This window comes from Rhodanobacter umsongensis, assembly GCF_042654965.1.
Classification (GTDB): Bacteria; Pseudomonadota; Gammaproteobacteria; order Xanthomonadales; family Rhodanobacteraceae; genus Rhodanobacter; species Rhodanobacter umsongensis.
In genome coordinates, this window is sequence record NZ_JBHSMK010000002.1 from 1,070,414 (window position 1) to 1,093,658 (window position 23,245).

Annotated in this window: 23 protein-coding genes; 12 read left to right on the forward strand and 11 right to left on the reverse strand. The window is 67.9% G+C overall.

Annotated features, from left to right (window positions below; genetic code table 11):
- The 5 genes from rapZ (at nt 1) to ACFPME_RS05175 (ending at nt 4,492) form a co-directional block, all read left to right on the forward strand.
- Nucleotides 1-903 carry an RNase adapter RapZ gene (gene rapZ / locus ACFPME_RS05155; protein WP_377302688.1) on the forward strand — a complete coding sequence of 301 codons (903 nt, stop codon included), beginning with the start codon at nt 1-3 and terminating at the stop codon, nt 901-903.
- 40 nt (nt 904-943) lie between these two features.
- Entirely contained in the window at nt 944-1,336 is a 393-nt protein-coding gene (locus ACFPME_RS05160; RefSeq protein ID WP_377302690.1) for a PTS sugar transporter subunit IIA, read from the forward strand.
- A complete protein-coding gene (locus ACFPME_RS05165; RefSeq protein WP_377302692.1) occupies nt 1,329-1,598 on the forward strand; it encodes an HPr family phosphocarrier protein in 270 nt (89 codons plus the stop codon). The genes ACFPME_RS05160 and ACFPME_RS05165 overlap by 8 nt, the downstream gene beginning before the upstream one ends.
- A gap of 145 nt (nt 1,599-1,743) precedes the next feature.
- A complete protein-coding gene (gene ptsP, locus ACFPME_RS05170; protein ID WP_377302694.1) occupies nt 1,744-3,486 on the forward strand; it encodes a phosphoenolpyruvate--protein phosphotransferase in 1,743 nt (580 codons plus the stop codon).
- Nucleotides 3,487-3,742: 256 nt separating this feature from the next.
- Nucleotides 3,743-4,492 carry a hypothetical protein gene (locus ACFPME_RS05175; protein WP_377302696.1) on the forward strand — a complete coding sequence of 250 codons (750 nt, stop codon included), beginning with the start codon at nt 3,743-3,745 and terminating at the stop codon, nt 4,490-4,492.
- A 73-nt stretch (nt 4,493-4,565) separates the two neighbouring features.
- Here ACFPME_RS05175 and ACFPME_RS05180 read toward each other — a convergent pair whose 3' ends face one another.
- Entirely contained in the window at nt 4,566-5,453 is an 888-nt protein-coding gene (locus ACFPME_RS05180; RefSeq protein ID WP_377302698.1) for a LysR family transcriptional regulator, read from the reverse strand.
- A 100-nt stretch (nt 5,454-5,553) separates the two neighbouring features.
- Between ACFPME_RS05180 and ACFPME_RS05185 the strand changes: the two genes are divergently transcribed.
- Nucleotides 5,554-6,594, forward strand: coding sequence for a YeiH family protein (locus ACFPME_RS05185; protein WP_377302700.1), 1,041 nt, complete (start codon nt 5,554-5,556; stop codon nt 6,592-6,594).
- Between the two features lie 19 nt (nt 6,595-6,613).
- On the opposite strand, the gene ACFPME_RS05190 is transcribed toward ACFPME_RS05185, so the two are convergent.
- On the reverse strand, nt 6,614-7,492 hold the full coding sequence (locus tag ACFPME_RS05190; RefSeq protein ID WP_377302702.1) for a class I SAM-dependent RNA methyltransferase: 879 nt from the start codon (nt 7,490-7,492) through the stop codon (nt 6,614-6,616).
- Nucleotides 7,493-7,538: 46 nt separating this feature from the next.
- Nucleotides 7,539-8,231: a tRNA (adenosine(37)-N6)-threonylcarbamoyltransferase complex dimerization subunit type 1 TsaB gene (gene tsaB / locus ACFPME_RS05195; RefSeq protein WP_377302859.1), complete on the reverse strand. Its 693-nt coding sequence runs from the start codon at nt 8,229-8,231 to the stop codon at nt 7,539-7,541.
- Between the two features lie 440 nt (nt 8,232-8,671).
- Here tsaB and ACFPME_RS05200 point away from each other — a divergent pair, with 440 nt between their 5' ends.
- The 4 genes from ACFPME_RS05200 to lepB are packed head-to-tail and all read left to right on the forward strand — an operon-like array spanning nt 8,672 to nt 11,074.
- Nucleotides 8,672-9,040, forward strand: coding sequence for a nuclear transport factor 2 family protein (locus ACFPME_RS05200; protein ID WP_377302704.1), 369 nt, complete (start codon nt 8,672-8,674; stop codon nt 9,038-9,040).
- Nucleotides 9,041-9,087: 47 nt separating this feature from the next.
- The gene (locus ACFPME_RS05205) at nt 9,088-9,945 is read left to right on the forward strand and encodes an alpha/beta fold hydrolase (protein WP_377302706.1); all 858 of its coding nucleotides are present in this window, start codon (nt 9,088-9,090) and stop codon (nt 9,943-9,945) included.
- Nucleotides 9,942-10,805, forward strand: a complete 864-nt coding sequence (locus ACFPME_RS05210) for a helix-turn-helix domain-containing protein (protein WP_377302708.1) — start codon at nt 9,942-9,944, stop codon at nt 10,803-10,805. Before ACFPME_RS05205 ends, ACFPME_RS05210 begins: the two co-directional genes overlap by 4 nt.
- Nucleotides 10,802-11,074 carry a signal peptidase I gene (lepB, locus tag ACFPME_RS05215; RefSeq protein WP_377302861.1) on the forward strand — a complete coding sequence of 91 codons (273 nt, stop codon included), beginning with the start codon at nt 10,802-10,804 and terminating at the stop codon, nt 11,072-11,074. Before ACFPME_RS05210 ends, lepB begins: the two co-directional genes overlap by 4 nt.
- A 4-nt stretch (nt 11,075-11,078) precedes the next feature.
- Here lepB and ACFPME_RS05220 read toward each other — a convergent pair whose 3' ends face one another.
- The 3 genes from ACFPME_RS05220 to ACFPME_RS05230 all read right to left on the reverse strand — a co-directional run bounded on the left by ACFPME_RS05220 (nt 11,079) and on the right by ACFPME_RS05230 (nt 13,974).
- Nucleotides 11,079-11,471: a nuclear transport factor 2 family protein gene (locus ACFPME_RS05220; RefSeq protein ID WP_377302710.1), complete on the reverse strand. Its 393-nt coding sequence runs from the start codon at nt 11,469-11,471 to the stop codon at nt 11,079-11,081.
- A gap of 49 nt (nt 11,472-11,520) precedes the next feature.
- Nucleotides 11,521-11,889 carry a VOC family protein gene (locus tag ACFPME_RS05225; protein WP_377302712.1) on the reverse strand — a complete coding sequence of 123 codons (369 nt, stop codon included), beginning with the start codon at nt 11,887-11,889 and terminating at the stop codon, nt 11,521-11,523.
- Nucleotides 11,890-11,994: 105 nt separating this feature from the next.
- On the reverse strand, nt 11,995-13,974 hold the full coding sequence (locus ACFPME_RS05230) for an ATP-dependent DNA helicase (protein WP_377302714.1): 1,980 nt from the start codon (nt 13,972-13,974) through the stop codon (nt 11,995-11,997).
- Between the two features lie 109 nt (nt 13,975-14,083).
- On the opposite strand from ACFPME_RS05230, the gene ACFPME_RS05235 reads away from it, so the two are divergent.
- Together ACFPME_RS05235 and ACFPME_RS05240 are read left to right on the forward strand one after the other, a co-directional pair.
- Entirely contained in the window at nt 14,084-14,629 is a 546-nt protein-coding gene (locus ACFPME_RS05235; RefSeq protein ID WP_377302716.1) for a redoxin domain-containing protein, read from the forward strand.
- A 66-nt stretch (nt 14,630-14,695) separates the two neighbouring features.
- Nucleotides 14,696-15,085, forward strand: coding sequence for an MAPEG family protein (locus ACFPME_RS05240; RefSeq protein WP_377302718.1), 390 nt, complete (start codon nt 14,696-14,698; stop codon nt 15,083-15,085).
- A 298-nt stretch (nt 15,086-15,383) separates the two neighbouring features.
- On the opposite strand, the gene ACFPME_RS05245 is transcribed toward ACFPME_RS05240, so the two are convergent.
- The 5 genes from ACFPME_RS05245 to ACFPME_RS05265 all read right to left on the reverse strand — a co-directional run bounded on the left by ACFPME_RS05245 (nt 15,384) and on the right by ACFPME_RS05265 (nt 23,192).
- Nucleotides 15,384-15,908 carry a tetratricopeptide repeat protein gene (locus ACFPME_RS05245; RefSeq protein ID WP_377302720.1) on the reverse strand — a complete coding sequence of 175 codons (525 nt, stop codon included), beginning with the start codon at nt 15,906-15,908 and terminating at the stop codon, nt 15,384-15,386.
- A gap of 2 nt (nt 15,909-15,910) precedes the next feature.
- Nucleotides 15,911-18,253: a penicillin-binding protein 1B gene (gene mrcB, locus ACFPME_RS05250; RefSeq protein ID WP_377302722.1), complete on the reverse strand. Its 2,343-nt coding sequence runs from the start codon at nt 18,251-18,253 to the stop codon at nt 15,911-15,913.
- Between the two features lie 181 nt (nt 18,254-18,434).
- Complete coding sequence (locus ACFPME_RS05255; RefSeq protein WP_377302724.1) at nt 18,435-19,274, reverse strand: SDR family oxidoreductase; 840 nt, start codon at nt 19,272-19,274, stop codon at nt 18,435-18,437.
- Nucleotides 19,275-19,281: 7 nt separating this feature from the next.
- Nucleotides 19,282-20,982: a tetratricopeptide repeat protein gene (locus ACFPME_RS05260; protein WP_377302726.1), complete on the reverse strand. Its 1,701-nt coding sequence runs from the start codon at nt 20,980-20,982 to the stop codon at nt 19,282-19,284.
- 86 nt (nt 20,983-21,068) lie between these two features.
- Nucleotides 21,069-23,192 (reverse strand): RelA/SpoT family protein, encoded by a 2,124-nt coding sequence (locus ACFPME_RS05265; protein WP_377302728.1) that lies wholly within the window; start codon nt 23,190-23,192, stop codon nt 21,069-21,071.
- Nucleotides 23,193-23,245: the final 53 nt, after the last annotated feature.

The following is a 23,245-nucleotide window of genomic DNA, read 5'->3' on the forward strand; positions in this document are numbered from 1 at the left end:
ATGAGCGACAACAGCAAGTCCCAGATCAATCCGCTGGTTGATCCGCGCGAGATCCACCTGATCGTGCTGACCGGAATGTCCGGCGGCGGCAAGACGGTGGCGCTGCGTGCGCTGGAGGACCTGGAGTTTTATTGCGTCGACAACCTGCCTTCGGCCCTGGTGCCGCAATTGGTCAACGCGGTGATCGAGGGCAACAGCAAGCACCGGCGCATCGCGGTGGGCGTGGACGTGCGCAACCGCGGCACCGATTTCGCCCACATGCCGACCGTGCTGTCGGACCTGGCCGCGGCCGGCGTGCAGGTGCACCTGATTTTCCTGGACTGCCGCGACGAGGTGCTGATCAAGCGCTATTCGGAAACCCGCCGGCGCCATCCGCTGGCCACCCGCGGGCTGTCGCTGGCCGACGCGATCGTGGAAGAACGCCGGCTGCTGCGCCCGCTGATGGCCATCGCCGAAAAGGTGATCGACTCCAGCGAGCTCAACGTGCACCAGTTGCGTCGCCTGGTCGCCACCGGCTACGCCCAGGCGACCGAAGGGCTCACGTTGATGTTCCAGTCGTTCGCCTTCCGCCGCGGCCTGCCGCTGGATGCGGATTTCGTGTTCGACGCGCGCTGCCTGCCGAATCCGCATTGGCATCCGCGCCTGCGTCCGTTGTCGGGAAAGGACGCCGCGGTGCGCGAATTCCTCGACGCGGAACCTCTCGTCGGCGAGTACTTCACCGACACCGCGCGCTGGCTGGACGCCTGGCTGCCGCGTTTCGAGCAGGACGATCGCAGCTACGTGACCATCTCGGTCGGTTGCACCGGCGGCCGGCATCGTTCGGTCTACCTGGTCGAGAAGCTCGCCGCGTACTATCGCGATCGTCGCGAAGGCGTGCTCACCTTCCATCGCGAGCTCGAATGATGGGCACGCCGGCTTGCCCTTTCGCCGCAGGTCGCCACGCATGAGCGTCGGCGTGCTGCTGATGACGCACGAGGCGGTCGGCAAGGCGCTGATCTCCGCCGCGCATCACGTGATGCCGCGGCTGCCGCTGCGGGTGGCGGCGGTCGAGGTGCCACCCGAAGCCGACCCCGACGTGATGCGCACGCTCACCGCACACCACGCGCGTGAACTGGACCAGGGCGACGGCGTGCTGATCCTGGCCGATCTCTATGGCGCGACGCCATGCAACATCGGATTGTCGCTCGGCGCTTTGGGCATCCATCTTCGCTGCGTCTCCGGCCTCAACCTGCCGATGCTGCTGCGCGTACTCAACTATGCGGAAAAACCACTGGACGAACTGGCCGAAATCGCCGCCAGCGGTGGCCGCGGGGGAATCTTCATCGATCATGCTTGAGCAGGAAGTTGTCATCACCAACAAACTCGGCCTGCACGCCCGCGCCTCGGCCAAACTGGTGCAACTGGTGCAGGGTTTCAAGGCCACCGTATGGCTGATCAGCAAGGGCCGCGAGGTCAACGCGCAGAGCATCATGGGTGTGATGATGCTGGCTGCCGGGCTCGGCAGCACGCTGACCATCCGCGCCGAGGGTCCGGACGAGCAGGCCGCGCTGGCTGCGGTGGCCGCACTGTTCGAGCGAAAGTTCGACGAGGGAGCGTGATCCACATGGGCATGGGGCATCGGGCATCGGTAACGAGCAAAGCCGGGAGCATGAGGCTTACGGTGAAATGCCGGCCCGCGCGCGCCGAGCTTTCGGCGAGCCCTGATGTCCGATGCCCGGCTCCTGCCTCCGCAGGGAGCCATCCATGAGGCATCTGCTCAACGGCACGGTTGCGGCACACGGCATGGCGCTCGGCCGCGCCCGGCTGGTGCAGCCGAGCCGGTACAGCGTCGATACCCGGCCGCTGGCCGAGGACGAGATCGACGAGCAGCTCGAACTGCTGCATCGCGCGCTGGACACGGCACGGCAGGAACTGCACGAGCTGCGCGGCAAGCTCCACGGCGCGCTGGCGCGGGAGGTCAACGAGTTCATCGACGCGCACAGTCTGCTGCTGGACGATGCCGAGCTGCTGCGCGGCCTCGACGACCTGGTGCGCATCGGCCACTATCGCCCGGGCGCCGCACTGAAAAAGCAGCGCGATCGGCTCTCGGCGGTGTTCGAGGCGATGGACGATCCCTATCTGCGTAGTCGCAAGGAAGACGTCGAGCAGGTGATCAACCGGGTGATCTCCGCGCTGCAGCGGCAGACCAGCCCGGAGGAACGCAAGCTGGCCGCGCGCGTGGGCGAGATCCTGATCGCCGACACCATCGCGCCGGCCGACATGGCGCAGCTGGCCGGCAACGGGCTGCTCGGCGTGGTCGCCAGCTCCGGCAGTGTGTATTCGCACAGCGCGATCCTGGCGCGCAGCCTCGGCCTGCCGATGCTGGTGGGCGCGCGCGATGCGCTGTCGAACATCCATGATGACGACCTGATCCTGCTCGATGCCGAACGTGGCGAAGCGGTGGTACACCCCACCGCACAGGATCTGTCGCGCTACCGCGCCTGGCAACGCGAGGCAGTGATCGAAGGGCGCCGCCTGGCCAAGTTGGCCAATGCGCCCACGCGCACCCGCGACGGCGTCGATATCTGCCTTCTCGCCAACGCCGAAACGCCGGCCGACGTGGCCATGGCACGCGCGCGCGGAGCCGACGGCGTCGGCCTCTACCGCACCGAATTCCTGTTTCTCAAGCACAAGGGGCTGCCGTCCGAAGACGAACAGTTCATCGCCTATCGCGACCTGGTGATGGGCATGGGCGGGTTGCCGGTGACCATCCGCACGCTGGATCTGGGTGCAGACAAGGCCGACGCCGCCGGCCTGGTGGTGCGCGGCGAGGACAATCCGGCGCTGGGCGTGCGCGGCGTGCGCCTGTCGCTGCGCTACCCGGCGGTGTTCACCACCCAGATCCGCGCGATCCTGCGCGCCGCCTGCTACGGCCCGGTGCGCGTGCTGGTGCCGATGGTGACCCAGCCGGACGAACTGATCGCGGTGCGCACGCTGTTCAAGCTGGCGCGGCAGGACCTGAAGCGCGAAGCCATCGACCTGCCGGAGAAGCTGCCGCTGGGCGCCATGATCGAGGTGCCGGCGGCAGCGATCAACGTGCGCGCCCTGCTGGAGTACGCCGACTTCCTGGCCATCGGCACCAATGACCTGGCCCAGTACGTGCTGGCCACCGACCGCGGCAACGACGCGCTGGAAAACATCTACAACCCGCTGCAGCCGGCATTGCTGCGGCTGATCTCGCACGTGCTCAGCGCCGGCCGCCGCGCCGGGAAACCGGTCAGCCTGTGTGGCGAGATCGCCGGTGACGTGAACTTCACCGCGCTGCTGCTGCTGCTTGGCCTCAACGAATTCAGCATGCACCCGGCGCAGATCCTGCAGGTGCGTGACCGCCTCGGCACGCTCGACCACGCCAACCTGCGCCGCCACGCCGCGCAGTTGCTGCGCGCGCATACGCACGAGCAGGCCGAGGCGATGTTGAACGACATCGTGGGCGCGCCGCCGGGCTGAAGCTCATCGTTTCCGACGGCATCGACTGACCGTTCCGGTCACTGCCAATTTGTCACGAATTGTTCGAGCTCCCTTTACATTTCCCGGCGCATTGTCAGCGGCCAGGGGAAAGCAGCAGTGTGCGCGTTCAGACCGCCCGGACTTCGGCACGGCTCCTCCGCGCATCTCACGAAACCGATCACGGCCAGAGGGAGTCCCCACCATGAAAAAATATCTATACGCTCTACTTCTCGGCGGCTTGCTGGGGGCATGCCTGATGCCCTCGCTGGCCGCAGCGCAGGATGCCTTCGAAGGCACCTGGAAGATCGACGTGAGCAAGGCGAAGATGCCGCAGAAGCCGGACGTCCTGCTGTTGCAGAATGGCAGGTACGAGTGCAAGACCTGCGTCCCGCCGATAGCCATCAAGGCAGACGGCACGGATCAGAAAGTCACCGGCCATCCGTATTTCGACATGATTGCCGTGAAGATCGTCGACGATCACACCGTCCAGGAAACGCACAAGAAGGGCGGCAAGGTCGTCGCCACGTCGCAAACCGTGGTGGCGCCCGACGGGAAGACTGCAGCGTTCGAATTCAGCGACAGCAGCAACACGAATGCCGACCCGGTGACGGGCAAGGGCACCATGAGCCGTGTTGCCAAGGGTCCCGCCGGGGCACATGCGCTGTCCGGCTCCTGGCGAACGACGAGCTACGGGGATGTCTCGGACAACGCGCTGACCTTCACCTACAAGGTCGATGGCGACAACCTGAGCATGACCAGCCCCACCGGCCAGTCCTACAGCGCGAAAACAGATGGCTCGGATGCGCCCTACATGGGCGATCCCGGAACCACCAGCGTCTCGGTGAAGAAGCTCGGCAAGAACGCCCTGCAGGAAACCGACAAGCGGGACGGCAAGGTCATCAGCGTCTCGAAAATGACGGTCGCGGCCGACGGCAAGACGATGAAGATCGCCGTCAGTGACAAGCTCCACGGGACCACCATGTCGTTCGTGGCGATGAAACAGTAAGCCCGCCGCGGGCTCCCGGCGCCGGTCGCCGGAGCCGATGGGGGAATTTCGCGGGTAGCCGCGTGCGGCAGACTCAGCCGTCGAAGCCGATGCCCTCCAGAAACGCGTCCAGCAACGCTCCGCGATACTTCTGCCGGTGCAGCAGCAGCGAGAGCTTTCGGCGCAGGTCGAGGAACGGTGTCTTCAGCGCCTTCAGCCGCCCGGTCGCCAATGCATCGGTGACCGCCACCGCCGGCAGGCAGGCGATGCCCAGCCCGGCCACCACGGCCTGCTTGATCGCCTCGATCTGGTCCAGTTCCAGCACGGTTTCGCCCGGCGGCAGCTGCGCCAGCACGCGCTCGCTGGTGGCGCGCGTGGCCGAGCCGGGTTCGCGCAGGACCCAGCGGGCGCCGGCAAAATCGGCTGGCTTCAGGCTGCGCTTGCGTGCCAGCGGATGCTCCGGCGGCGCGCACACCACCAGCAGGTCGTCGCGCCAGGGCCGCACTTGCAGCAACGGGTGTGCCACCGGCCCCTCGACGCAGCCGATGTCGAGACTGTGATCGAGCATGCCTGCCGTGATCATTTCGGTATTCGCCACCCGCAGCCGAATCGCCACCTGCGGATGCGCCCGCACGAACGTGCCCAGCAATTCGCCTACGCGGTAATTGCCTACCGTATTGCTGGCGCCGATGCGCAACTCGCCGCTCAGCGCCGCTCCTTCCTCACGGCCACGCCGGCCGAATTCGGCGTGCCGCTCCAGCAACTCCTGCGCCAGCGGCAGCAGTTCGCGGCCGCGTGCGTTAAGGCGCAGGCGACCGCGTTCGCGCGCGAACACCGGCGCATCCAGTTGCCGCTCCATCTCCGCCAGCGCCATGCTGGCCGCAGGCTGGGTAAGGTGCAATCGCCCGGCGGCGGTACGCACGCTGCCATGCAGCGCGATCTGCACGAACACCTCGAGTTGGCGCGGGCTGATATTGATCATCAGCCGATGTTATCAGCGTGGCTTATACATCCGATCACATATTCCAAGTTTTGCTGATTGATGTGCCAGCGGACAATGGCGGCATTGCCGGAGCCCATGCATGACCACCTCGTCCATCGCCCCCCTGATCCGCCCCACGTTGCGCATGCGCGCGCCCGGCCTGCTGCTGGCGGTAGGCATCGGCCTGCTGGCCCTGCTGCTGGGGCGCTGGGCGCCGCTGATCGGCGGGCCGGTGATCGGCATCGTGCTGGGTATCGTGGTGCGCAACCTGCTGTCGCCTGGCGCGCGCTACACGCCGGGCATCGCGTTTGCGGGCAAGAAGGTGCTGCAGTGGTCGATCATCGCGCTGGGCTTCGGGCTCAGCCTCAACCAAGTCGCGAAGACCGGCCTGGAGTCGCTGTCGGTCACCCTGGTGACGATGACCGTGGCCTTCCTCGCCGCGTGGTTGCTCGGCCGCTGGCTCGGCGTGCACGACAAGCTGAGAATCCTGATCGGCGTAGGCACCGCGATCTGCGGCGGCTCGGCGATCGCCGCGGTGGTTCCCATCATCCGCCCCGACGACCACGACACCGCGTTCGCGATCTCCACCATCTTCCTGTTCAACCTGGTCGCCGTGCTGCTGTTCCCGCTGCTCGGCCACTTGATGCATCTGTCCGACCTCGGCTTCGGCCTGTGGGCCGGCACCGCGATCAACGACACCTCCTCGGTGGTTGCCGCCGGCTACAGCTACAGCCACGCCGCCGGCGACTACGCCACCATCGTCAAGCTGACCCGCGCCACCCTGATCATCCCGGTCTGCCTGGTGCTCGCTTTCGTGGTCGCTGCCCGCGAGAAGCGCAAGCATGCGCAGGCCGGCAGCGTCAGCCACTTCAGCCTCGCCAGCATCTTCCCGTGGTTCATCCTGTGGTTCCTGGTCGCCTCGGCGGTACGCACCGCCGGCCTGATCCCCGTGGCGATCCAGCCGGCGATCCACCTGCTGGCCGAGTTCCTGATCATCGTGGCGCTCACCGCGATCGGCCTGTCCGCCAACCTGCGCAAGATGGCCGCCAGCGGCGCGCGGCCGATCCTGCTGGGGTTGGGCGTGTGGATCGCGGTGGCAGTGAGCAGCCTGCTGGTGCAGTGGGTGATCGGGCAGCTGTGACGGCTGCAGCGCCAGGCATTCAAGCGCTGCGAAACACGGCAGGCCGATGCATCTCCCACGGGCCGACAGCCTGCAGCCACCGCTCTCGCGCGATGGCTGCGGTGCAGGGCCCGAGCGTGCAGATGCGGATCGCGCGCCTGGCTGCCTCCGCCCGCAGCAGGTCCAGCACGTCGCGCAGCATCGCGCCCTCGAACGGCGTGTACAGATAGAACACCGTGCCGGCTGACAGGTCGGCCACCCGCACATCCCCCTGCACGAACGTCACCTGGTCGAGATTCAGTGCGCGGGCGCAGCGCTGCGCGCACTCGACATGGGCCGATTCCCATTCGATGCCGATGCAGCGTGCGCCGGTGCAGATGGCGGCCAGCACGGGGACCTGGCCCAGGCCGGAACCGAGATCGATCAGCACGTCGCGCTCGTCGAGTGCCGTGCGGGCGATCATGTCGAAGATATGGCGCGCCGGCGTGGGTTGGTAAAACACCATCTCTGCCGACAGCCCGGCAAGCTGGAGTTCGGGTTCATCGATCTGCAGAACGCCGCTGACCAATCCGTCGAGATGGTCATAGCTTTCGCCATCGGCTGGAGTGCCTGCGTGACCCGGAGCGGTTGCGTGCGCCCATTCGAGCAGCCTGTGCGCCCCCGCGCCGCACTGGATATCCAGGCGAATGCTCTGGTAAAGCTGGCCGTCGATGGCTTCAAGCTCGGCGCGCAAGATGTCGATCCGGTGGCGAAGTCCCGCCTCCGCCGCCGCATCGGCATGAGCCTCGTGAAGCGACCCGTCGAGGCAATAAGCCTCAAGGCGGTCAAGCGCATGGCTGCGCTCACGCAGTCGATCCGGTTCACGCAGCGACCGGTCCTGTTCCAGCTCGCTGATGAAAGTTTGCAGCACGCGACTCATTCGTTGGTCATTCACTATCCCGGCGGAGGTCAGCGCCAGCGGCCATTCACGCCTTGCCCTGCTCCACCAGCGTCAATGCCACCTTGTCGCGCAGGTACACCGGCAACGCCAGCTCGGGCGCCTGCAGGTGGCCGGCCTGGAATTCGCGCAGCGCAAGCTCGGCGACATGCGCGGCCTGCGGATAGCGCAGGCCATCCGCCGAGTGCAACAGGCCGGTCAGGCGCTGGCTCAGCGAGGTGGCGTAGGTGGCCCAGCCGGTGCCGACCACCTGCCAGGCAGCGGCTTCGGGCAACACCAGCGTCCCGGCGGTACAGATGCGCTCCTCGTCCAGTGCGATCAGGCCGCCATTGTCGTCGCGGCGGTAGAAGGCGGCGTAGATCTCGCCCATGCGCGCGTCGATCACGGCGAGGATCGCGGTGCCTTCTTCCTCCGGCGCTTCCAGCGCCAGCGCGGCCAGCGAGGAAATGGTGATCACCGGCAGATCCAGCGCCAGCGCCATGCCCTGCGCCAGCGACACGCCCAGGCGCACGCCGGTGAACGCGCCAGGGCCGCGGCCCACCGCGATCGCATCCAGCGCATGGCGGCCGATGCCGGCTTCGGCCAGCAGTGCGTCGGCCATCGGCAATACCAGCTCGGTATGCCGGCGCGGCGCGATCTCGCTGCGGGCGATCAGTTCGTCACCGTGGATCAGGGCGACGGAGCAGGCTTCGGTGGCGGTTTCGATCGCGAGCAGGTTCATGATTTGTCCATGATAGCGGCTGGCGCCTCGGTCGGTTCGGATGACGTCGGTACGTACGCGTGCCAATCGATGCGGCAGGTCAGGTACATCGTCAGCGTCGACATCGATCGGCTGATCGGCCAGCACATCCAGGTCGATCGGCACCACCACGTTCGGCCACGTACCGACACGATCGGCCAACGGATCGAAGCGCACCGGCTGGCCCCCAGCACCTTGGCCGTGACCGTCTGTATCCATGTGACCATGTCCTGCACTCCTTAATCATTCGGAGCGTCCATTGCAGCAATGGGCGCGGCAGCTCAGCGGGCAATCGCGGGAAAAACGCGGGCAATCCGGCGACCCTCGCCTGTCGCGCAACGTGAATCCCATTACCTGCGGCGTAATCGCCAGACCGTCGAACCGGTCGCAAGCTGTGTCCACCCACCAACGGAGCACATGCCATGACCGCCACCCGCCAACTCGTCGAACGCTATCTGCAAGGCTGGAACGAGACCGATCCGTTGCGCCGCCGCGCGCTGATCGAAGACGTCTACGCTGAACACGCCGCCTATGTCGATCCCATGATCGAAGCGCGCGGCTGGGAGGCGATCGACGCGACCATCGCCGCGGTGCAGGACATGTTCCCCGGCCATGTATTCACCCTAGCCGGCGACGTCGATGCGCACCACGATATCGCACGTTTCCAATGGCACCTGGCCGAGCCGGGCGCGGACGAACCGCTGGTGATCGGCTTCGACGTCGCCGTGCTGGATGCGGGCCGCATCCGCCAGGTGCACGGCTTCCTCGACAAGGTGCCGGTTGCCGCTTGAGGACGACGCACCGCCGTTATAGCCACCTTCGCAAGAGGATTTTCGCCATGAGCCATTTCGACACCAGCGATCGCACCCGCCTTTTCTATCGCGACTGGGGCAGCGGCCGGCCCATCGTGTTCGTCGCTTCGTGGGCGCTGGACTCGCGCGCCTGGGGATCGCACATGCAGTACTTCAACGCGCTGGGTTGCCGCTGCATCGCGATGGATCGCCGCGGCCATGGCCGTTCCGACGATCCCGGCCGCGGCTACCACTACGACCGCCTCGCCGACGACCTGGCCGAACTGCTCGATCACCTGGATCTGCGCGAGGTCACCCTGGTTGCCCACTCGATGGCCACCGGCGAATGCACGCGCTACCTCACTCGCCACGGCAGCGATCGTATCGCCCGCGTGGTGTACCTGGCTCCGGTGGCGGCAAGCTATCTCGACGGTAGCCGCGACGCCTGCAGCATGGACAGCGTCACCGCCGAACCGGTGCTGGCCGACATGCGCCGCGACCTGCCGAAATGGCTGGCCGACAGCGCCGACGGCTTCTTCCTGCCTGCCGAAACCGGCACCTCGCCGGACACCATTCGTCACACCATCGACATGGTGCTCGACGCCTCGCTGCACGCGCTGATCGAGTGCTTCCGTGCCAAGTACGTGGATCAACGCGACGAACTGCGCGCCATCGACGTGCCGCTGCTCGTCGTGCATGGCGACCGCGACGTCAGCGAGCCGGTGCAACAGGGCCGCGCCATCGCGGCGCTGGTGCCGCATAGTCGCTACCTCGAATACGCCGGCGCGCCGCACGGCCTGTATCACACACACTTCGAGCGACTCGTCGCCGACATGTTCGCCTTCATGCGGGACACGCCGACCGCCGTGCACGCGGGAACCTCGCACCGACAAGCAGCTGCATGACCGCGGCCGCGCACCACGGCACGGACGCGCACTGGCATCATCACGCCATGAACGCCCTGCCCAGCGACACCACACGCCCCGTCGGCGACCTGCTGCGAGAATGGCGGCGCCATCGACGCCTGAGCCAGCTCGACCTTGCCAGCGGCGCGGAAATCTCCACCCGGCACCTGAGCTTCGTCGAGTCGGGCCGCTCGCAACCGAGCCGCGACATGATCCTGCACCTGGCCGAATATCTCGACGTGCCGCTGCGCGAGCGCAATGTCCTGCTGATCGCCGCTGGCTTCGCCCCGGCGTTCAAGGAGCGCCGGCTGGACGACCCCGCACTCGCCACCGCGCGAGCCACTGTCGACCTGCTGCTGCAAGGGCTGGAGCCGTATCCAGCGCTCGCCGTCGATCGCCACTGGCAACTCGTCGCCAGCAACCAGGCCACGCTGCGCCTGTTGACCGGCGTGGCTCCCGAACTGCTGCAGCCGCCGGTGAATGTATTGCGTCTGAGCTTGCATCCCGCCGGCCTCGCTCCGCGTATCCGAAACCTGCAGCAATGGCGCGCCCACCTGCTGCATCGCCTGCGCCAGCAAATCGATGCCAGCCACGACCCGCAACTCATGGTCCTGTTGCGCGAATTGCAGGCACTACCCGCGCCATCACTCGATGCGGCCGCCGAAGTCGCCATACCCGCCGCCATCGCCGTACCGATTCAACTGGAGGTCGACGGCGTCGTGCTTTCCATGCTCAGCACCACCACCGTCTTTGGCAGTCCGGTCGACATCACCCTCGCTGAACTGGCGCTGGAAGCGTTCGTGCCGGCCGATGCTGAAACGGCGGAGCAGTTGCGCAGGATGGCCTTGTCGTGTCAATGAAGCTTCGCACCATACGCACGGTCACGCGTCACGCGGTACGACCGTCGCTGAACTGGCCAAGCCCGGCCAGCAACTTCGGGCCGGTGACGGTGCCGCGGAGTCAGTACCTGCTGCTCGGCGACGATCGCGACAACAGCATGGATTCGCGCTACTTCGGTTTCTTCCCGCGCGACGAAATCGTCGGACGCTCGCGCTACGTGGTCGCCTCGCTCAATCCCGATCATCATTACCTGCCACGCGGGGAGCGCTTCGGCGCCCCACTGGACTGACGCCTCAGGCCGCAGCCACTTCGGTACCCTGGTGGAACACGATCTCCCAGCCGTCAGGCAGCTGTCGCCAGATGGTCGAACGCCGGGTCAGCCGCGAACCCTGTCGCAACGTGTAAGTCAGCAGGTAGAGACCCGTGGCGAGCCGGCGACAGTGGAACCCGAAGGTCTCCCATACATCCGGTTCGGGCGAATCGCGTCGCGCGTCCAGCACGTCGAGGATGTGGGCGCGGCTGTAGCGCCGCCCGGAGGCACCGATTTCCCAGAAGTCGGCGGCAGTCATGCGCTCGAAATCGGCGCGGGACGTTCCGTATTCCGGGCGGTGGAAGATCGGCTCGCGGCGGCGCAGTTCGTCGAGCACGCCGGTCAGTTCGGGGGCAGTGGCCAGATCGGGTTCCATAGCGGCGCTCATCGCATCGAGTGTGATCGTCAGGCAGCTTTCCACGGGCCTACGTCGCCGGCTGCCACAGTTCGACGCGTGTGCCTTCGGGATCCGTGATCCAGCCGAAGCGGCCGAACTCGCTGCTCTCGATGCGCTCGTCCACCTCGACGCCATCGTTGCGCAGCTGCATCAGCAGCGCATCGAGATCATCGACGCGGAAGTTGATCATGTAGGGCTGGGAGCCCGGTCCGAAATAGGTGGTGCCGGCGGCAAAGGGCGACCACAGCGCGTAGCCCGCACGCTGTTCGTCTTCGTTGAAGCGCACGCCGCCCCAGTCCTCGACGCTCAGCCCCAGATGTTTCGCGTACCACGCCGAGAGTGCGGCGGGATCGCGGGATTTGAAGAAGACGCCGCCGAGCCCGGTTACTTTCGCCATCGTTCGATCCTCGCTGAAGTCGGCTTGCTCTTCCCCGACACCGTCGAGGCAAGAGGGTTGGGGCGTGGGCGCGGCTGATCCGAGGTGTCCGACGCGCGACCAGCCTCACACCCCAGCCCGGCCCTCACCTCCATCGCGCGCGTCGGGGGAGAGGGCATTGGCGAAGAATACCTGCACGTCGGCCAGCGCGCGCGTGCGCGGCATCGGCGGCAGGCTGGCCAGGAATAGACGTCCATAACCCTTGCTTGTCAGGCGCGGGTCGCACAGCACCAGCACGCCGCGGTCGTGCACGTCGCGGATCAGGCGGCCGGCGCCCTGCTTCAGCGCGATCACCGCGCTGGGCACCTGCCAGCCCATGAATGGATTGATGCCGGATTGCTCCAGTGCGGCGAGGCGCGCCATCAGCACCGGATCGTCGGGCGCGGCGAACGGCAGCTTGTCGATCACCACCACGCTCAATGCCTCACCGACGACGTCCACGCCTTCCCAGAAGCTCGCCGCACCCAGCAGCACGCCGTGGCCGCTGGCGCGGAACTCTTCCAGCAACCGGGGACGCGGCGCGGTGCCCTGCACGAACAGCGGCCACGGCACCTTGTCCTGCAGCAGTTCGGCCGCGCGACGCAGCGCGCGATGCGAGGTGAACAGCAGAAACGCACGGCCGTTGGAGGCATGCAGCACCGGCAGCACGGACTCGATCACCTGCTCGGTGTAGTCGCGCGCATTCGGATCTGGCAGGTCCGGCGGCAGGTAGCACAGGCCCTGGCGTGCATAGTCGAAGGGGCTGCCCAGACTCAGTGTGCGCGGATCGTCGAGGCCGAGTTGGCGGGCGAAGTGGTCGAAGTTGCCGGCCACCGACAGCGTGGCCGAGGTATGGATCCACGCCGCGTGGGTGCGCTCGCGCAGGCCGCGCATCGGCACCGCCAGATCCAGCGGCGTGGCGTACAGCGCGAAGCCGCGTGGAAAGGTTTCGTACCAGCGCACGTCCTGGTCGCCATGCGATTCGACGATGCGCTCCAGCCGTTCGGTGAACAGCTCGGCGCGCTCGCGCAGGTTGGCGAAGCCGCGCGAGCGTTCGGCCTGCGAGGCGAGAAGCTCCTCCAGCGTGGCCAGCAGCTCGCGCAGCTCGTGCAGCGAGGCGCGCACGTCGGCGCGATCCTCCAGCAACTGGAACGCGCCGCGCGTGGGCAGCGGTTCCAGTGCCAGGCGCAGTTTGCGCAGCGCATCCTGCAGCGCTTCGACCGGTTCCAGCAGCAGGCCGATCGCGCCGGTGATACCGGTGCATTCGGTCAGTACGTCCTTGGCCATGTCGGTGAGCTGGCGTGCGCTGATGCTCTGCGAGAAGAACTGCCCGGCCAGCTCGGGGATCTGGTGCGCCTCGTCGAGGATGAACGCCGCCGCGCCGGGCAGGATCTCGCCGAAGCCCTCCTGCTTCAGTGCCAGGTCGGCGAACAGCAAATGGTGATTGACCACCACCACGTCCGCTTCCAGCGCCTCGCGGCGCGCCTTCACCACGTGGCAGTCCTCGAAGAACGGGCACTCCACGCCGAGGCAGTTTTCCGGCGTGGAGGTAACGCGCGGCCACAGCGGCGATTCCTCCGGCACCTCGGCCAGCTCCATCCGGTCGCCGCGGCGCGTGCGCGCCGACCACGCGCGGATTGTCGCCAGCTGCGCCGCCTGCGTGCGCTCGAAGGTCGCGCCTTCGCGCACGGTCTGATCGAGCCGGTACAGGCACAGGTAATTCGCGCGGCCCTTCAGCAGCGCCGTCTTCAGGCGCGCGCCCAGCACCGAGCGCACCTTCGGCAGGTCGCGGAAGTACAGCTGGTCCTGCAGCGTCTTGGTGCCGGTGGAGATGATCACCCGCTCGCCCGACAGCAGCGCCGGCACCAGGTAGGCAAACGTCTTGCCGGTGCCGGTGCCGGCTTCGGCGATCAGCGTGTCGCGCCCGGCGATCGCCTGCTGCACCGCCCGCGCCATCGCCTGCTGGGCAAGCCGCGGCGCGAAATTGGGCAGCTCGCGCGCGAACGGTCCATCGGCACCGAGCAGTGTGCCGATGTCGTCGGACTCGGTGTCATCGAGGTGGGTCATCCGCCAAGTATGGCGGAGCGGAAGCGCGCGACGAAACCGCGATGGGAACCTTGACCCTCGCCGGCGCATCCACTGGACAGCATGCCCCGCCCGCCCAAGGAGAACCAATGTGAAATTGATCGCACCCGCACTGGCGCCCGCGCTTGATCTGGTCGACATCCATGGCCAGCCCATCATGATCAGCAGCCGCGGCCGGCTCACCTTGCTGTCGTTCTTTCGCGACGCTGCCTGTCCGTTCTGCAATTTCCGCATCTACGAACTCACCAGCCAGCATGCGCAGCTCGCCGCCGGTGGGCTCGACATCGTGGCCGTGTTCAGCGCGTCGCAGGCGGACGTGCTGCGCTTTGCCGGGCATCGGCCGCGGCCATTTCCATTGGCCGCCGACCCCACCTCCGACGCGCACGAGACCTACGGCATCGAGCGTTCGCTGTGGCGCAAGCTGAAGGCGATCGCGACGCGGGTGCCCACCTTGCTCAAGGGCATGCGGCTGGTCGGCCTGGCCGGCCTCAGCACCAGCAACCTGATGCCCGCGGATTTTCTGATCGACGAGCACGGCCGCCTCGTCGACGCCTACTACGGCACCGATGCCGGCGACCGCATCCCGCTGCAGCGCGTCGAGCAATTTCTGCGAGCGGGGATGAAACGCGCCGCCTGACGACGCCCACTGGCGGCCACCCTGGCGATGGTTCACCATGCGGCAACTTCGCCAGGGGAATGCATCATGACGACCGAACTGAGCATGCTGATGTGGAGCGTCGTGCTGGGCCTGCTGCAGATCGCGCTCGCCGCGATCTGTTCAGTCGGCCAGCGCGGACTGGCCTGGGCCGCGGGTGCGCGCGACGAGGCGAAGCCGCCGCTTGCCGGCATCGGCGGGCGACTCGATCGCGCCCGCGCCAATTTTCTCGAAACCTTTCCGTTGTTTCTCGCCGTCGTGCTGGCCGCCCATCTGCTGCAGCGACACGATGGCGCGACGGTGCTCGGCGCCCAGCTCTATTTCTGGGCCCGGCTGGCCCATTTGCCGGCCTACGCCGCCGGCATACCGTACTTGCGCACGCTGATCTGGGCGGTGAGCATCGTCGGCATCGTGATGTTGCTGGGGGCGTTGTTCTGAGCGCGGCCATTGGCAGGACGGCGGATGGACGGGGGCGCGGCGCGAGTCGCAACGAGTGCAGGCGGGCGTAGTCGACGGTAGCTGGCGCTGGCGCTGCATCGGCCTGCGGGCTGGCCGTTTTCCCGCCTCCCCTGGTTGCCGCCGCGAAGCGAGCCATGCCCGTGCATCGCGGTTGCCCGCCAGCGCTTCGGCGCGGGTTTCGTCCTGCCGTTGCTGGGCGGAATCTTGCCCTGTGGCGGTTTACGGGAGGCCGTCGCCGCGCCGTCGATCGAACGATAAGGGCCGTGGACGATGGCGCTCAGTAGCGTGGGATGCCCGCCTTGTGGCACTGCTGCACCCACTTCCGCGCGGTCTGTGCGCCGGCCACGTCGCTGGCCTGCAGGCGCATCTCGACCACGGTCTGCCAGTTGCGCGCGCACAGCGGGCCGAGCTTTGGGCCCAGCGACCATGACTGGTGGGCGAGCTTCTCGGCCGCACCAAAATCGCGCAGGCGCACGGCGATCTCCGCGCGCTCCTGCAGCAGGTCGGGCGACGTCGGGCTGAGCCTGATCGCCTGGTCCAGCCTGGCAGCCGCATCGGCATACTTGCCGGTCTGCTCGTCGCGTTGCGCGGCATCCTGCAGCGCGGTAACGCTGGGGTCGCGCAGCGGATTGACATCGATGATGGATTTTTCGCGATCGCCGGCGGCGCGAATCGCGGCGACCAGGTCATAGCCCGGCACGGACGAGTGCCGGGTCGTGTCGGGGGTCGTCGCCAGGATGCCGCAACCGGCAAGCAGGCTGATCGCCACCAGCAACGTGGCATTCCGGTACAAGAATCGCATGGTCAATTCCGCATGGATGAGTCAGCCGGCACCGAGGGAGCGCTGCTGGTGGCGGGGGGATTGTCGCCACCGAACAGGCTTCGCACGCCCTGCCAGAAGCAGCCTTCGGTATCGGCGGACAACGACCCGGCAACGACCGGAACCTGCCGCGCGCCCGTGCACTGGGGGTCGGTGCGCTTGCCGTCGGCCGGATTGATCCAGGCCATCTCCAGCCCGTCGCCGGGCGACGTGGACAACGGCCGTGTCGGCAGCTTGGCAAACAGGTCGCGCCATGCGCGCAATGCGCCGGTGGCGCCAAACAGGCCCGTCGATCTGTTGTCATCGCGCCCCATCCAGAACACCGCCAGGTGCTCGCCGGTGAAGCCGGCGAACCAGCTGTCGCGGGTGTCGTTGCTGGTGCCGGTCTTGCCGGCGGCATGCAGCCACGCCAACCCGGAGTTGCCGATCGAACTGGCTGTGCCGTACACCGCCACCTGCTGCATCGCCCAGGTAGTCAGGCGCACGGCCTGCTGATACTCGCCGCTGCCGCCCTGCACCTGATAGCGCTTGATGGTGCGGCCGTTGCCGTCCACCACGCCGCGCACGGCCACCAATGGCAGGGCATGGCCGTCGGCCGCGAGATACTGATAGAGCTGCGCCAGCTGCAGCGGTGCGAGGTCGAGGGCGCCGATCAGCAGCGACGGGCTGGGATGCACGTCGGCCAAGCCGAACGACTGCAGGAACGACTGGATGCGCGGCAATCCGACGGCGAGCCCCAGATGGATGGTGGCAAGGTTCCAGGACTTGGCCAGTGCGTCGACCATCGGCAACTGGCCATGGCTCTGGTTGTCGTCGTTTTGCGGCGTCCACACGCTGCCATCGGGCTGGCGCATGCTGATCGGGCTGTCGTCGAGCAGGCTGGCCAGATTCCAGCGATCCGGCTGGGTCAGCGCCACCAGATAGACGAACGGCTTGATCGTCGAACCGATCGGCCGGCGCGCATCGAGCGCGCGGTTGAAGCCCTGGTCGCCGGGGTCGCGGCTGCCGACGACGGCCAGCACGCTGCCGGTCTGCGCGTTGGTCACCACCGCGGCGGCCTGCAGCGGATCGGCGCGCTTGCCCAGGCTCTTCATCGCGCTGGTGATCGCCTGTTCGGCATACAACTGCGCGGCGGGATCGAGCGTGGTGAAGATCGACAGGTTGCCGTCGCGCAAGGCCTGCTCGTCGAAGTCGGCAATGATCTGCGTGCGCACCAGTTGCATGAAGGCCGGGAAGCGGTTGTGCGGCAACTGGCCGTTGCTGACGATGTCCAGCGGCGCGGCCTGCGCGGCATTCTCCTGCGCGGCGGTGAGCAGGCCGGTGGTGGCGAATTCCTGCAGCACCAGGTTGCGCCGGATCAACGCGCGCTCCGGTGAACGGCGCGGGTCGTAATAGCTCGGCCCCTTCACCATGCCGACCAGCAGCGCGATCTCCTGCGGACGCAGGTCTTCGAGCCGGCGACCGAAATAGAACTCCGAGGCCGCCGCGAAACCGTGCACCGCCTGGCTGCCCTGCTGGCCGAGGAAGACGTCGTTGACGTAGGCCTCCAGGATCCGTCCCTTGCTGTAATGCGCCTCCAGCAGCAGTGACATCAGCGCTTCGTTGATCTTGCGCGTGAAGTTCTGGTCGCGACTGAGGAACAGGTTGCGCACCAGCTGCTGGGTCAGCGTGGAACCGCCCTGCACGGTGTGGCCGGCGCGCAGGTTGGCGAATGCGGCGCGCGCGATGGCACTGAAGTCGATGCCGATGTGATGCTTGAAATCGCGATCCTCGACCGCCTGCAAACCGCTCAGCAACAGCGGCGGCACGTCGGCGAGGTGGACGAAGCGGCGCTCTTCCTGGGTCGCGCCATACAGCGTGGCGATGCGCGCCGGATCCAGATGCGCCAGCGCGATCTTCTTGCCGCTGGCAGCGTCCTGCACCGACTGCACGGTGCCCTTGCCGAGGCTGACACGGATGCGCTTGGGCAACTCGCCGCCGTCGGGGCCGGCGTAGCCGCGCGAGGTAATCGTGTAGCGCTCGCCCTGTTTCAGCCAGCTGCCCGCGACCTGGCCATGGCCGTCCTTGCTGTAGCCGGCGAAAGTCAGTTCAAGCTCCAGCGCGGCCGGGGTCATCGGCATGTCGGCCGCCAGCGGCAGCGGTCGCGCATAGACCCGGGTGGGCACGGCGAATACCAGGTCGTTGAAGCGATCCTGCACGCGCTTGTTCAGCACCAGCGTGTACGGCAGCACGAAGCCGAAGAGCAGGCCCATGCCGATCCAGAACGGGATGCGCAGCCACGGCCAGCTCCGGCGCGCGAACGAACGAAGGCGAGTGAAGAAGTCCAACGTGGGGAATCCCGGCAATCAAGTGGGTTCGATCATAGGGCCTGCCACCCGGCGGGCATATGAACGCAGCGGGAGTTTTGTGGCGAAACGCGGGCAATGCCGATCGAGGAAGCACCAGGCGCGCGCCTGCGCATGCCTCGATATCGATCGAAGCGAAGAGCAGTGCGCACAGGCTGAGCTCCTACCCGGGCGGCGTCCACATGGTGGAATCCGGCCGGAATGGTCGGGGGTGCACGCCGAGCAGTCGCTGCAGCTCGCCGTTGTCGGCCACCAGGTCGGCATGCAGGCGGCTCAGCGGGCCGCGTAGCGGCGGCAGCGCATGCTGGCCCAGCCTCAACAGCCATGCCGGCAGCGGCAGCGGCATGGTGCTGCGTGCCAGGCTGCGGCGCACCCGCGCAAACATCTCGCGGGCGGCCAGGCGTTCGCCACCGCCGATCGGCAGGATGCACCCGGCCGCAGCCGGGCATTCGAGCGCGGCCATCACCGCCTGCGCAATATCGTCCGCGTGCACCGGCTGGCGCAGACCACGAGCCGAAGGCAGCGGAAACAATCGCAGGCGCAACGCACGGCGGGCGATCGGGGTGAGGCTCTTGTCCAGGCCGGCGCCGTAGACCAGGGTCGGCCGCAACACCGTCCACGCACAGCCGTGCCGCGCGCACGCCGCAGCCAGCGCCTTCTCGCCATCGCGCAATTGCTGCGATATGCCGCGCTCGGCCGGCACGCGGGAGTCGCGCTTGGTTTCCGCGCTCATCGAACTGATGGCGACCACCCGCGGCGCATTGCCAAGGGCTGCCCGCGCCAGCCATTCGGCCAGCCCCGGCAGCGGGCCGAAACTGATGATCGCCGACACCGGCGGCAATATCGGCACGTTGGCGGGCAGCGCGCCTACCACCCACGTCACGCCGGCCAGCGGCGGGCGCGGATACCGGCTCAGCGCCAGTACCTGCTCGCCGGTGGCGAGCAGTCGCGGCAGCAGGAAGTGGCCGATCTGACTGCTGCCGCCGAACACCAGTACTGTCATGCAATGCTCACCTTCGACCCTGCAAGCGGGCCGCCAGATCGACCACCCGGGGATGGTTCGGCGCCAGCTTGCGCGCGCGATCCAGCGACTGGCTGGCGCCCACGTAATCGTCGCGTCCGAGCTGCTGCTCGGCCTGATCCAGCCAGGCGCTGGCCAGTCGGTCGCTCAGCCCGTTCTGCGCCGCATCGCCCGGCGCCAGTTCGGCCAGGTTCGCCAGCATCTCGTCGGCCCGCGCCAGTTTGCCCGCGGCAAGCGCCTCGTTGAACTGCACCTCGACCTGCCTGGGCAGCGCCTGCAGCCCGTTCAGCGCGGGCCCGTTGTTGCCATCGATCGCCAGCGCGCTGCGATACAGGTCGTATGCGCTGTCGCCCGGCGGCAACATGATGTTGCCGTTGCTGGCGGCCAGCTGCGCGCGCTGCACCAGTTGCGCCACCGCCGCACTTTGCTGCGGCGACAGCACCACGGGTGCGGGCGGCGCTTCGGCCTCTTCCGCGTCCGGTTGCGCGGCGGCAGGCGGCTTCGGCGCGGCGCTGTCCAGGCGCGCGCGGGCGGCGGCCAGATCCGCCGACCTCGGCGCCAGCGCCGCCGCCTGATCCAGCAGGCTTCTCGCCTGCGCCATATCGTTGGCATCGATCGCTGCGCTCGCCTGCACCGTCATCGCCTGCGCCACCTTGCCCAGGCCCGCCCGCGCCCGGGCATTGTCCGGATCGAGCTTGAGCGCCGCCTGGAAATGGGCGAGCGCGGTGTTCTCCCCCGGGCCACCGATGCGGCCGTCGCGCAAGGCGTTCTCGCCTTGACTGAGTGCCGCATCCAGCGCGCTGTCGTCCTGCTTGCGCGTTTGCGCCTGCAATGCGCGCAGTGCCGGCAGCGAGCCATTGTTCGGCTGCAGCGCAGCGAGTTGTTCGATGGCATGGTCCGCGGCGGCCGTATCCTTCGCATCGAGCGCCTTGCGCGCCTGCACGGCCAGTGCGTAGCCGACCTGATCCAGCCCGTGCGCCGCTACCGCATTGCCGGGGTCGGCGTGCAGCACGCGCTGATACAGGGCACCGGCGCCGGCGGGGCCGTCCAGCTGGCCCGCCGCCAGGGCCTGCTGCGCCTGGCCGATCAGGTCGCCCGTATGCATCTGTGCCGCGCGGGCGCTGGCGATCGCACGATCGAGCCGGTCGATGTCGCTGCCGCCGCCGAGCAGCTCGCGCGCCGTCGCTGCCTGCTGCGTGGCCTGATCGAGATGGCCCGCCTGCAACGCGGCATCGGCCTGCGCCAGCTCGGCCTGGCCCACCTGGCGCAGGCCGGCATGGGCGCGATCGTTGTCCGGCTCCAGCGCCACGGCAGCCTGGAAGAGCTCGCGCGCGCTGGTTCCGTTCTGGCCGTCCAGACGGCCATCCTGCAGCGCCTGCTGCGCCTGTGTCAGCACGGTATTGAAGTCGGTGCGCGGCAGCATGCCGCGCAGGCGGTTCTGGTTGAACCAGAGCATGCCGACCAGCACGACCACCAGCATCAGCAACGACGGAACCAGCCAGCCACGGCGGCGGCGGTGCCGATGGTTGTAGCCGCCGCGCCTGCCGCGCGGCTGGCGCGGTTCGACCGGCATCTGGGGCAGGTCGTCGGCGGGTGGCAGGTTCAGCGGATCCATGCGATCGAGATCACCCAGGGTGGGCTCGGTGCGGCGGGGGGGATTCGCGTCTTGCTGGTCTCGGCGTTCGCTCATGGTGCACGGCTGTAAAGGCTGTCAGCCCAGCTTAGCATTGGCCTGCAGGCAGCTTTGGCCGCGACGACGCGGCATTGCGCGGTCATTCAGCCGATGCCGACCCGGCGCACGTCGATCACGTTGGGCAGCGCCAGCAATTTGCCGAGCAGGGTCGACAGTTGCTCGAAGTCGCGCACGCGCAGGGTGAAGCGCATCTCCACCTCGCCGGTGTGTGCAAACTGGCGGCTGGACGAGGCGATGATGTGCGTGCCGGCGTTGCTGATGACGCTGGTGACGTCTTTCTGCAGGCCCTTGCGATCGTAGCCGCGCAGTTCGATGTCGACCTCGTATGCGTGCGCCGCGGCATTGCCCCAGCTCACCTCGATGACGCGGTCCGGATCGCGTCGCAGCAACCGCGCCAGGCTGCCGCAATCGGCGCGGTGCACCGACACGCCGCGGCCACGGGTGATGAAACCGCGCACCGGATCGCCAGGTAGCGGCTGGCAACAGCGCGCCAGCGTGGTCAGCAGGTTGCCGATGCCCTCGATGCTGAGCGCGCTGTGATCCAGCGTGACCGGTCGCGCCGTCGTCACCGGCGGCGGCGAAGGTGCCGGCGGCTGGGCGGCCTCCTGCACCACGCGGGCGATCTGGCCCGGCGTGATCTCGCCCAGGGCCAGCGCAATCAGCAGTTCGTCGTGGGTCTGCAGGTGGAAGTGGGCCGGCAGTTTGCTCACGTCCGCGCCTGACAGCGCCAGCCGCTTCAGCTCGCGCTCGAACATGCTTCGGCCCACCGCGAGATTTGCGTCGTGCGCGATCCGGCGGAACCACGCGCGCACCTTGTCCCTCGCCCGCGCGGTGTTGAGGTAGCCGTGGTGCGGCGACAGCCAGTCGCGGCTGGGCTCGCCCAGCTTGGTGGTGAGGATCTCGACCCGGTCGCCGCTTTGCGGCTGGAACGTCAGCGGCACGATGCGGCCGTTGACCTTGGCGCCGCGGCAGCGATGGCCCACCTCGGTGTGCACCAGGTAGGCGAAGTCCAGCACGGTGGCGCCGCGCGCCAGGTCGAACACCTCGCCCTTCGGGGTCAGCAGGTAGACGCGGTCTTCCAGCAGCTCGGTCTGCAGCTCGGCGGCCAGCGTGCTGTCGTCCTCGCCGCGCGTATCCAGCAGCTTGCGCATCCAGGCGATCTTGGCCTCGAACTCGGCATCGCTGCTGCCGCCTTCCTTGTAGCGCCAGTGCGCGGCCACGCCCAGTTCGTTGGCGCGGTGCATCGCGTGGGTGCGGATCTGCACTTCCAGGGTCTTGCCGGACGGCCCCAGCACCGCGGTGTGCAGCGACTGGTAGCCGTTCGCCTTGGGCCGCGCGATGTAGTCGTCGAACTCGCCCGGCAGGTGCGGCCACAGCGAATGCACCACGCCCAGCGCGGCGTAGCAGTCGGTGATGTTGTCGACCAGCACGCGCACCGCGCGGATGTCGTACAGGTCGGAAAAATCCAGCGACTTGCGCTGCATCTTCTTCCAGATCGAATAGATGTGCTTCGGCCGCCCGGCCAGTTCGGCATGGATGCCGGCCGCTTCCAGCGCGCGCTGCAGTTCGTCCAGCGAGTCGCGGATGAACGCCTCGCGGTCGGCGCGGCGCTCGTCGAGCAGGTTCGCGATGCGGCGGTAGGTTTCCGGCTGCAGGTAACGGAACGCCAGGTCTTCCAGTTCCCACTTCAGCTGCCAGATGCCGAGCCGGTTCGCCAGCGGGGCGTGGATGTCGCGGGTCAGCCGTGCCAGCGCCTGGCGCTCGGCCTCCGGCGCGGTCGCCGCCGCTCGCATCCGCGCCAGCTGCCGCGCCAGCAGCACGAACACCACGCGCAGGTCGCGCACGATCGCCAGCAAGAGTCGGCGCAGGCCTTCGGCCGCCCCCTCCGGCGCCCGCTGCGCGTGCAGGGCCCACACCTGCTCGGCGGCCTGCTGGCCACCGACCAGCCGCTGCAACTCGGCCGGCAACTTCGTGGCCTGCGTCTTCCACCGTGCGGGATCGACCCGCGCCAGTTCGAACCACAACGCCGCCGCCTGGGTCTGCGCGTCGCAACCGAGCATGCCGAGCAGGTCCAGCACGTCGCAGCATTCGGCCTCGGGAACGGCATGCGTCGCGCACGCTTGCAACGCCTCGTCCAGCAGCGGCGGCAGCGTGCCGGCGCGATCGCGCCATTGCTGCAGGCTGAGGGATGTGACGGGCGGAGCCATGCGAGAAAGTCCTGTCATGGACGTCCATGGTAGCCGCAGTGGCGCAGCTTTCC

Excerpts from the sequence above, each read along its gene's own strand:
- rapZ (WP_377302688.1), top strand. The coding sequence starts at position 1 with ATGAGCGACAACAGCAAGTCCCAGATCAATCCGCTGGTTGATCCGCGC.
- ACFPME_RS05160 (WP_377302690.1), top strand. The coding sequence starts at position 944 with ATGAGCGTCGGCGTGCTGCTGATGACGCACGAGGCGGTCGGCAAGGCG.
- ACFPME_RS05165 (WP_377302692.1), top strand. The coding sequence starts at position 1,329 with ATGCTTGAGCAGGAAGTTGTCATCACCAACAAACTCGGCCTGCACGCC.
- ptsP (WP_377302694.1), top strand. The coding sequence starts at position 1,744 with ATGAGGCATCTGCTCAACGGCACGGTTGCGGCACACGGCATGGCGCTC.
- ACFPME_RS05175 (WP_377302696.1), top strand. The coding sequence starts at position 3,743 with ATGCCCTCGCTGGCCGCAGCGCAGGATGCCTTCGAAGGCACCTGGAAG.
- ACFPME_RS05180 (WP_377302698.1), bottom strand. The coding sequence starts at position 5,453 with ATGATCAATATCAGCCCGCGCCAACTCGAGGTGTTCGTGCAGATCGCG.
- ACFPME_RS05185 (WP_377302700.1), top strand. The coding sequence starts at position 5,554 with ATGACCACCTCGTCCATCGCCCCCCTGATCCGCCCCACGTTGCGCATG.
- ACFPME_RS05190 (WP_377302702.1), bottom strand. The coding sequence starts at position 7,492 with ATGAGTCGCGTGCTGCAAACTTTCATCAGCGAGCTGGAACAGGACCGG.
- tsaB (WP_377302859.1), bottom strand. The coding sequence starts at position 8,231 with ATGAACCTGCTCGCGATCGAAACCGCCACCGAAGCCTGCTCCGTCGCC.
- ACFPME_RS05200 (WP_377302704.1), top strand. The coding sequence starts at position 8,672 with ATGACCGCCACCCGCCAACTCGTCGAACGCTATCTGCAAGGCTGGAAC.
- ACFPME_RS05205 (WP_377302706.1), top strand. The coding sequence starts at position 9,088 with ATGAGCCATTTCGACACCAGCGATCGCACCCGCCTTTTCTATCGCGAC.
- ACFPME_RS05210 (WP_377302708.1), top strand. The coding sequence starts at position 9,942 with ATGACCGCGGCCGCGCACCACGGCACGGACGCGCACTGGCATCATCAC.
- lepB (WP_377302861.1), top strand. The coding sequence starts at position 10,802 with ATGAAGCTTCGCACCATACGCACGGTCACGCGTCACGCGGTACGACCG.
- ACFPME_RS05220 (WP_377302710.1), bottom strand. The coding sequence starts at position 11,471 with ATGGAACCCGATCTGGCCACTGCCCCCGAACTGACCGGCGTGCTCGAC.
- ACFPME_RS05225 (WP_377302712.1), bottom strand. The coding sequence starts at position 11,889 with ATGGCGAAAGTAACCGGGCTCGGCGGCGTCTTCTTCAAATCCCGCGAT.
- ACFPME_RS05230 (WP_377302714.1), bottom strand. The coding sequence starts at position 13,974 with ATGACCCACCTCGATGACACCGAGTCCGACGACATCGGCACACTGCTC.
- ACFPME_RS05240 (WP_377302718.1), top strand. The coding sequence starts at position 14,696 with ATGACGACCGAACTGAGCATGCTGATGTGGAGCGTCGTGCTGGGCCTG.
- ACFPME_RS05245 (WP_377302720.1), bottom strand. The coding sequence starts at position 15,908 with ATGCGATTCTTGTACCGGAATGCCACGTTGCTGGTGGCGATCAGCCTG.
- ACFPME_RS05255 (WP_377302724.1), bottom strand. The coding sequence starts at position 19,274 with ATGACAGTACTGGTGTTCGGCGGCAGCAGTCAGATCGGCCACTTCCTG.
- ACFPME_RS05260 (WP_377302726.1), bottom strand. The coding sequence starts at position 20,982 with ATGAGCGAACGCCGAGACCAGCAAGACGCGAATCCCCCCCGCCGCACC.
- ACFPME_RS05265 (WP_377302728.1), bottom strand. The coding sequence starts at position 23,192 with ATGGCTCCGCCCGTCACATCCCTCAGCCTGCAGCAATGGCGCGATCGC.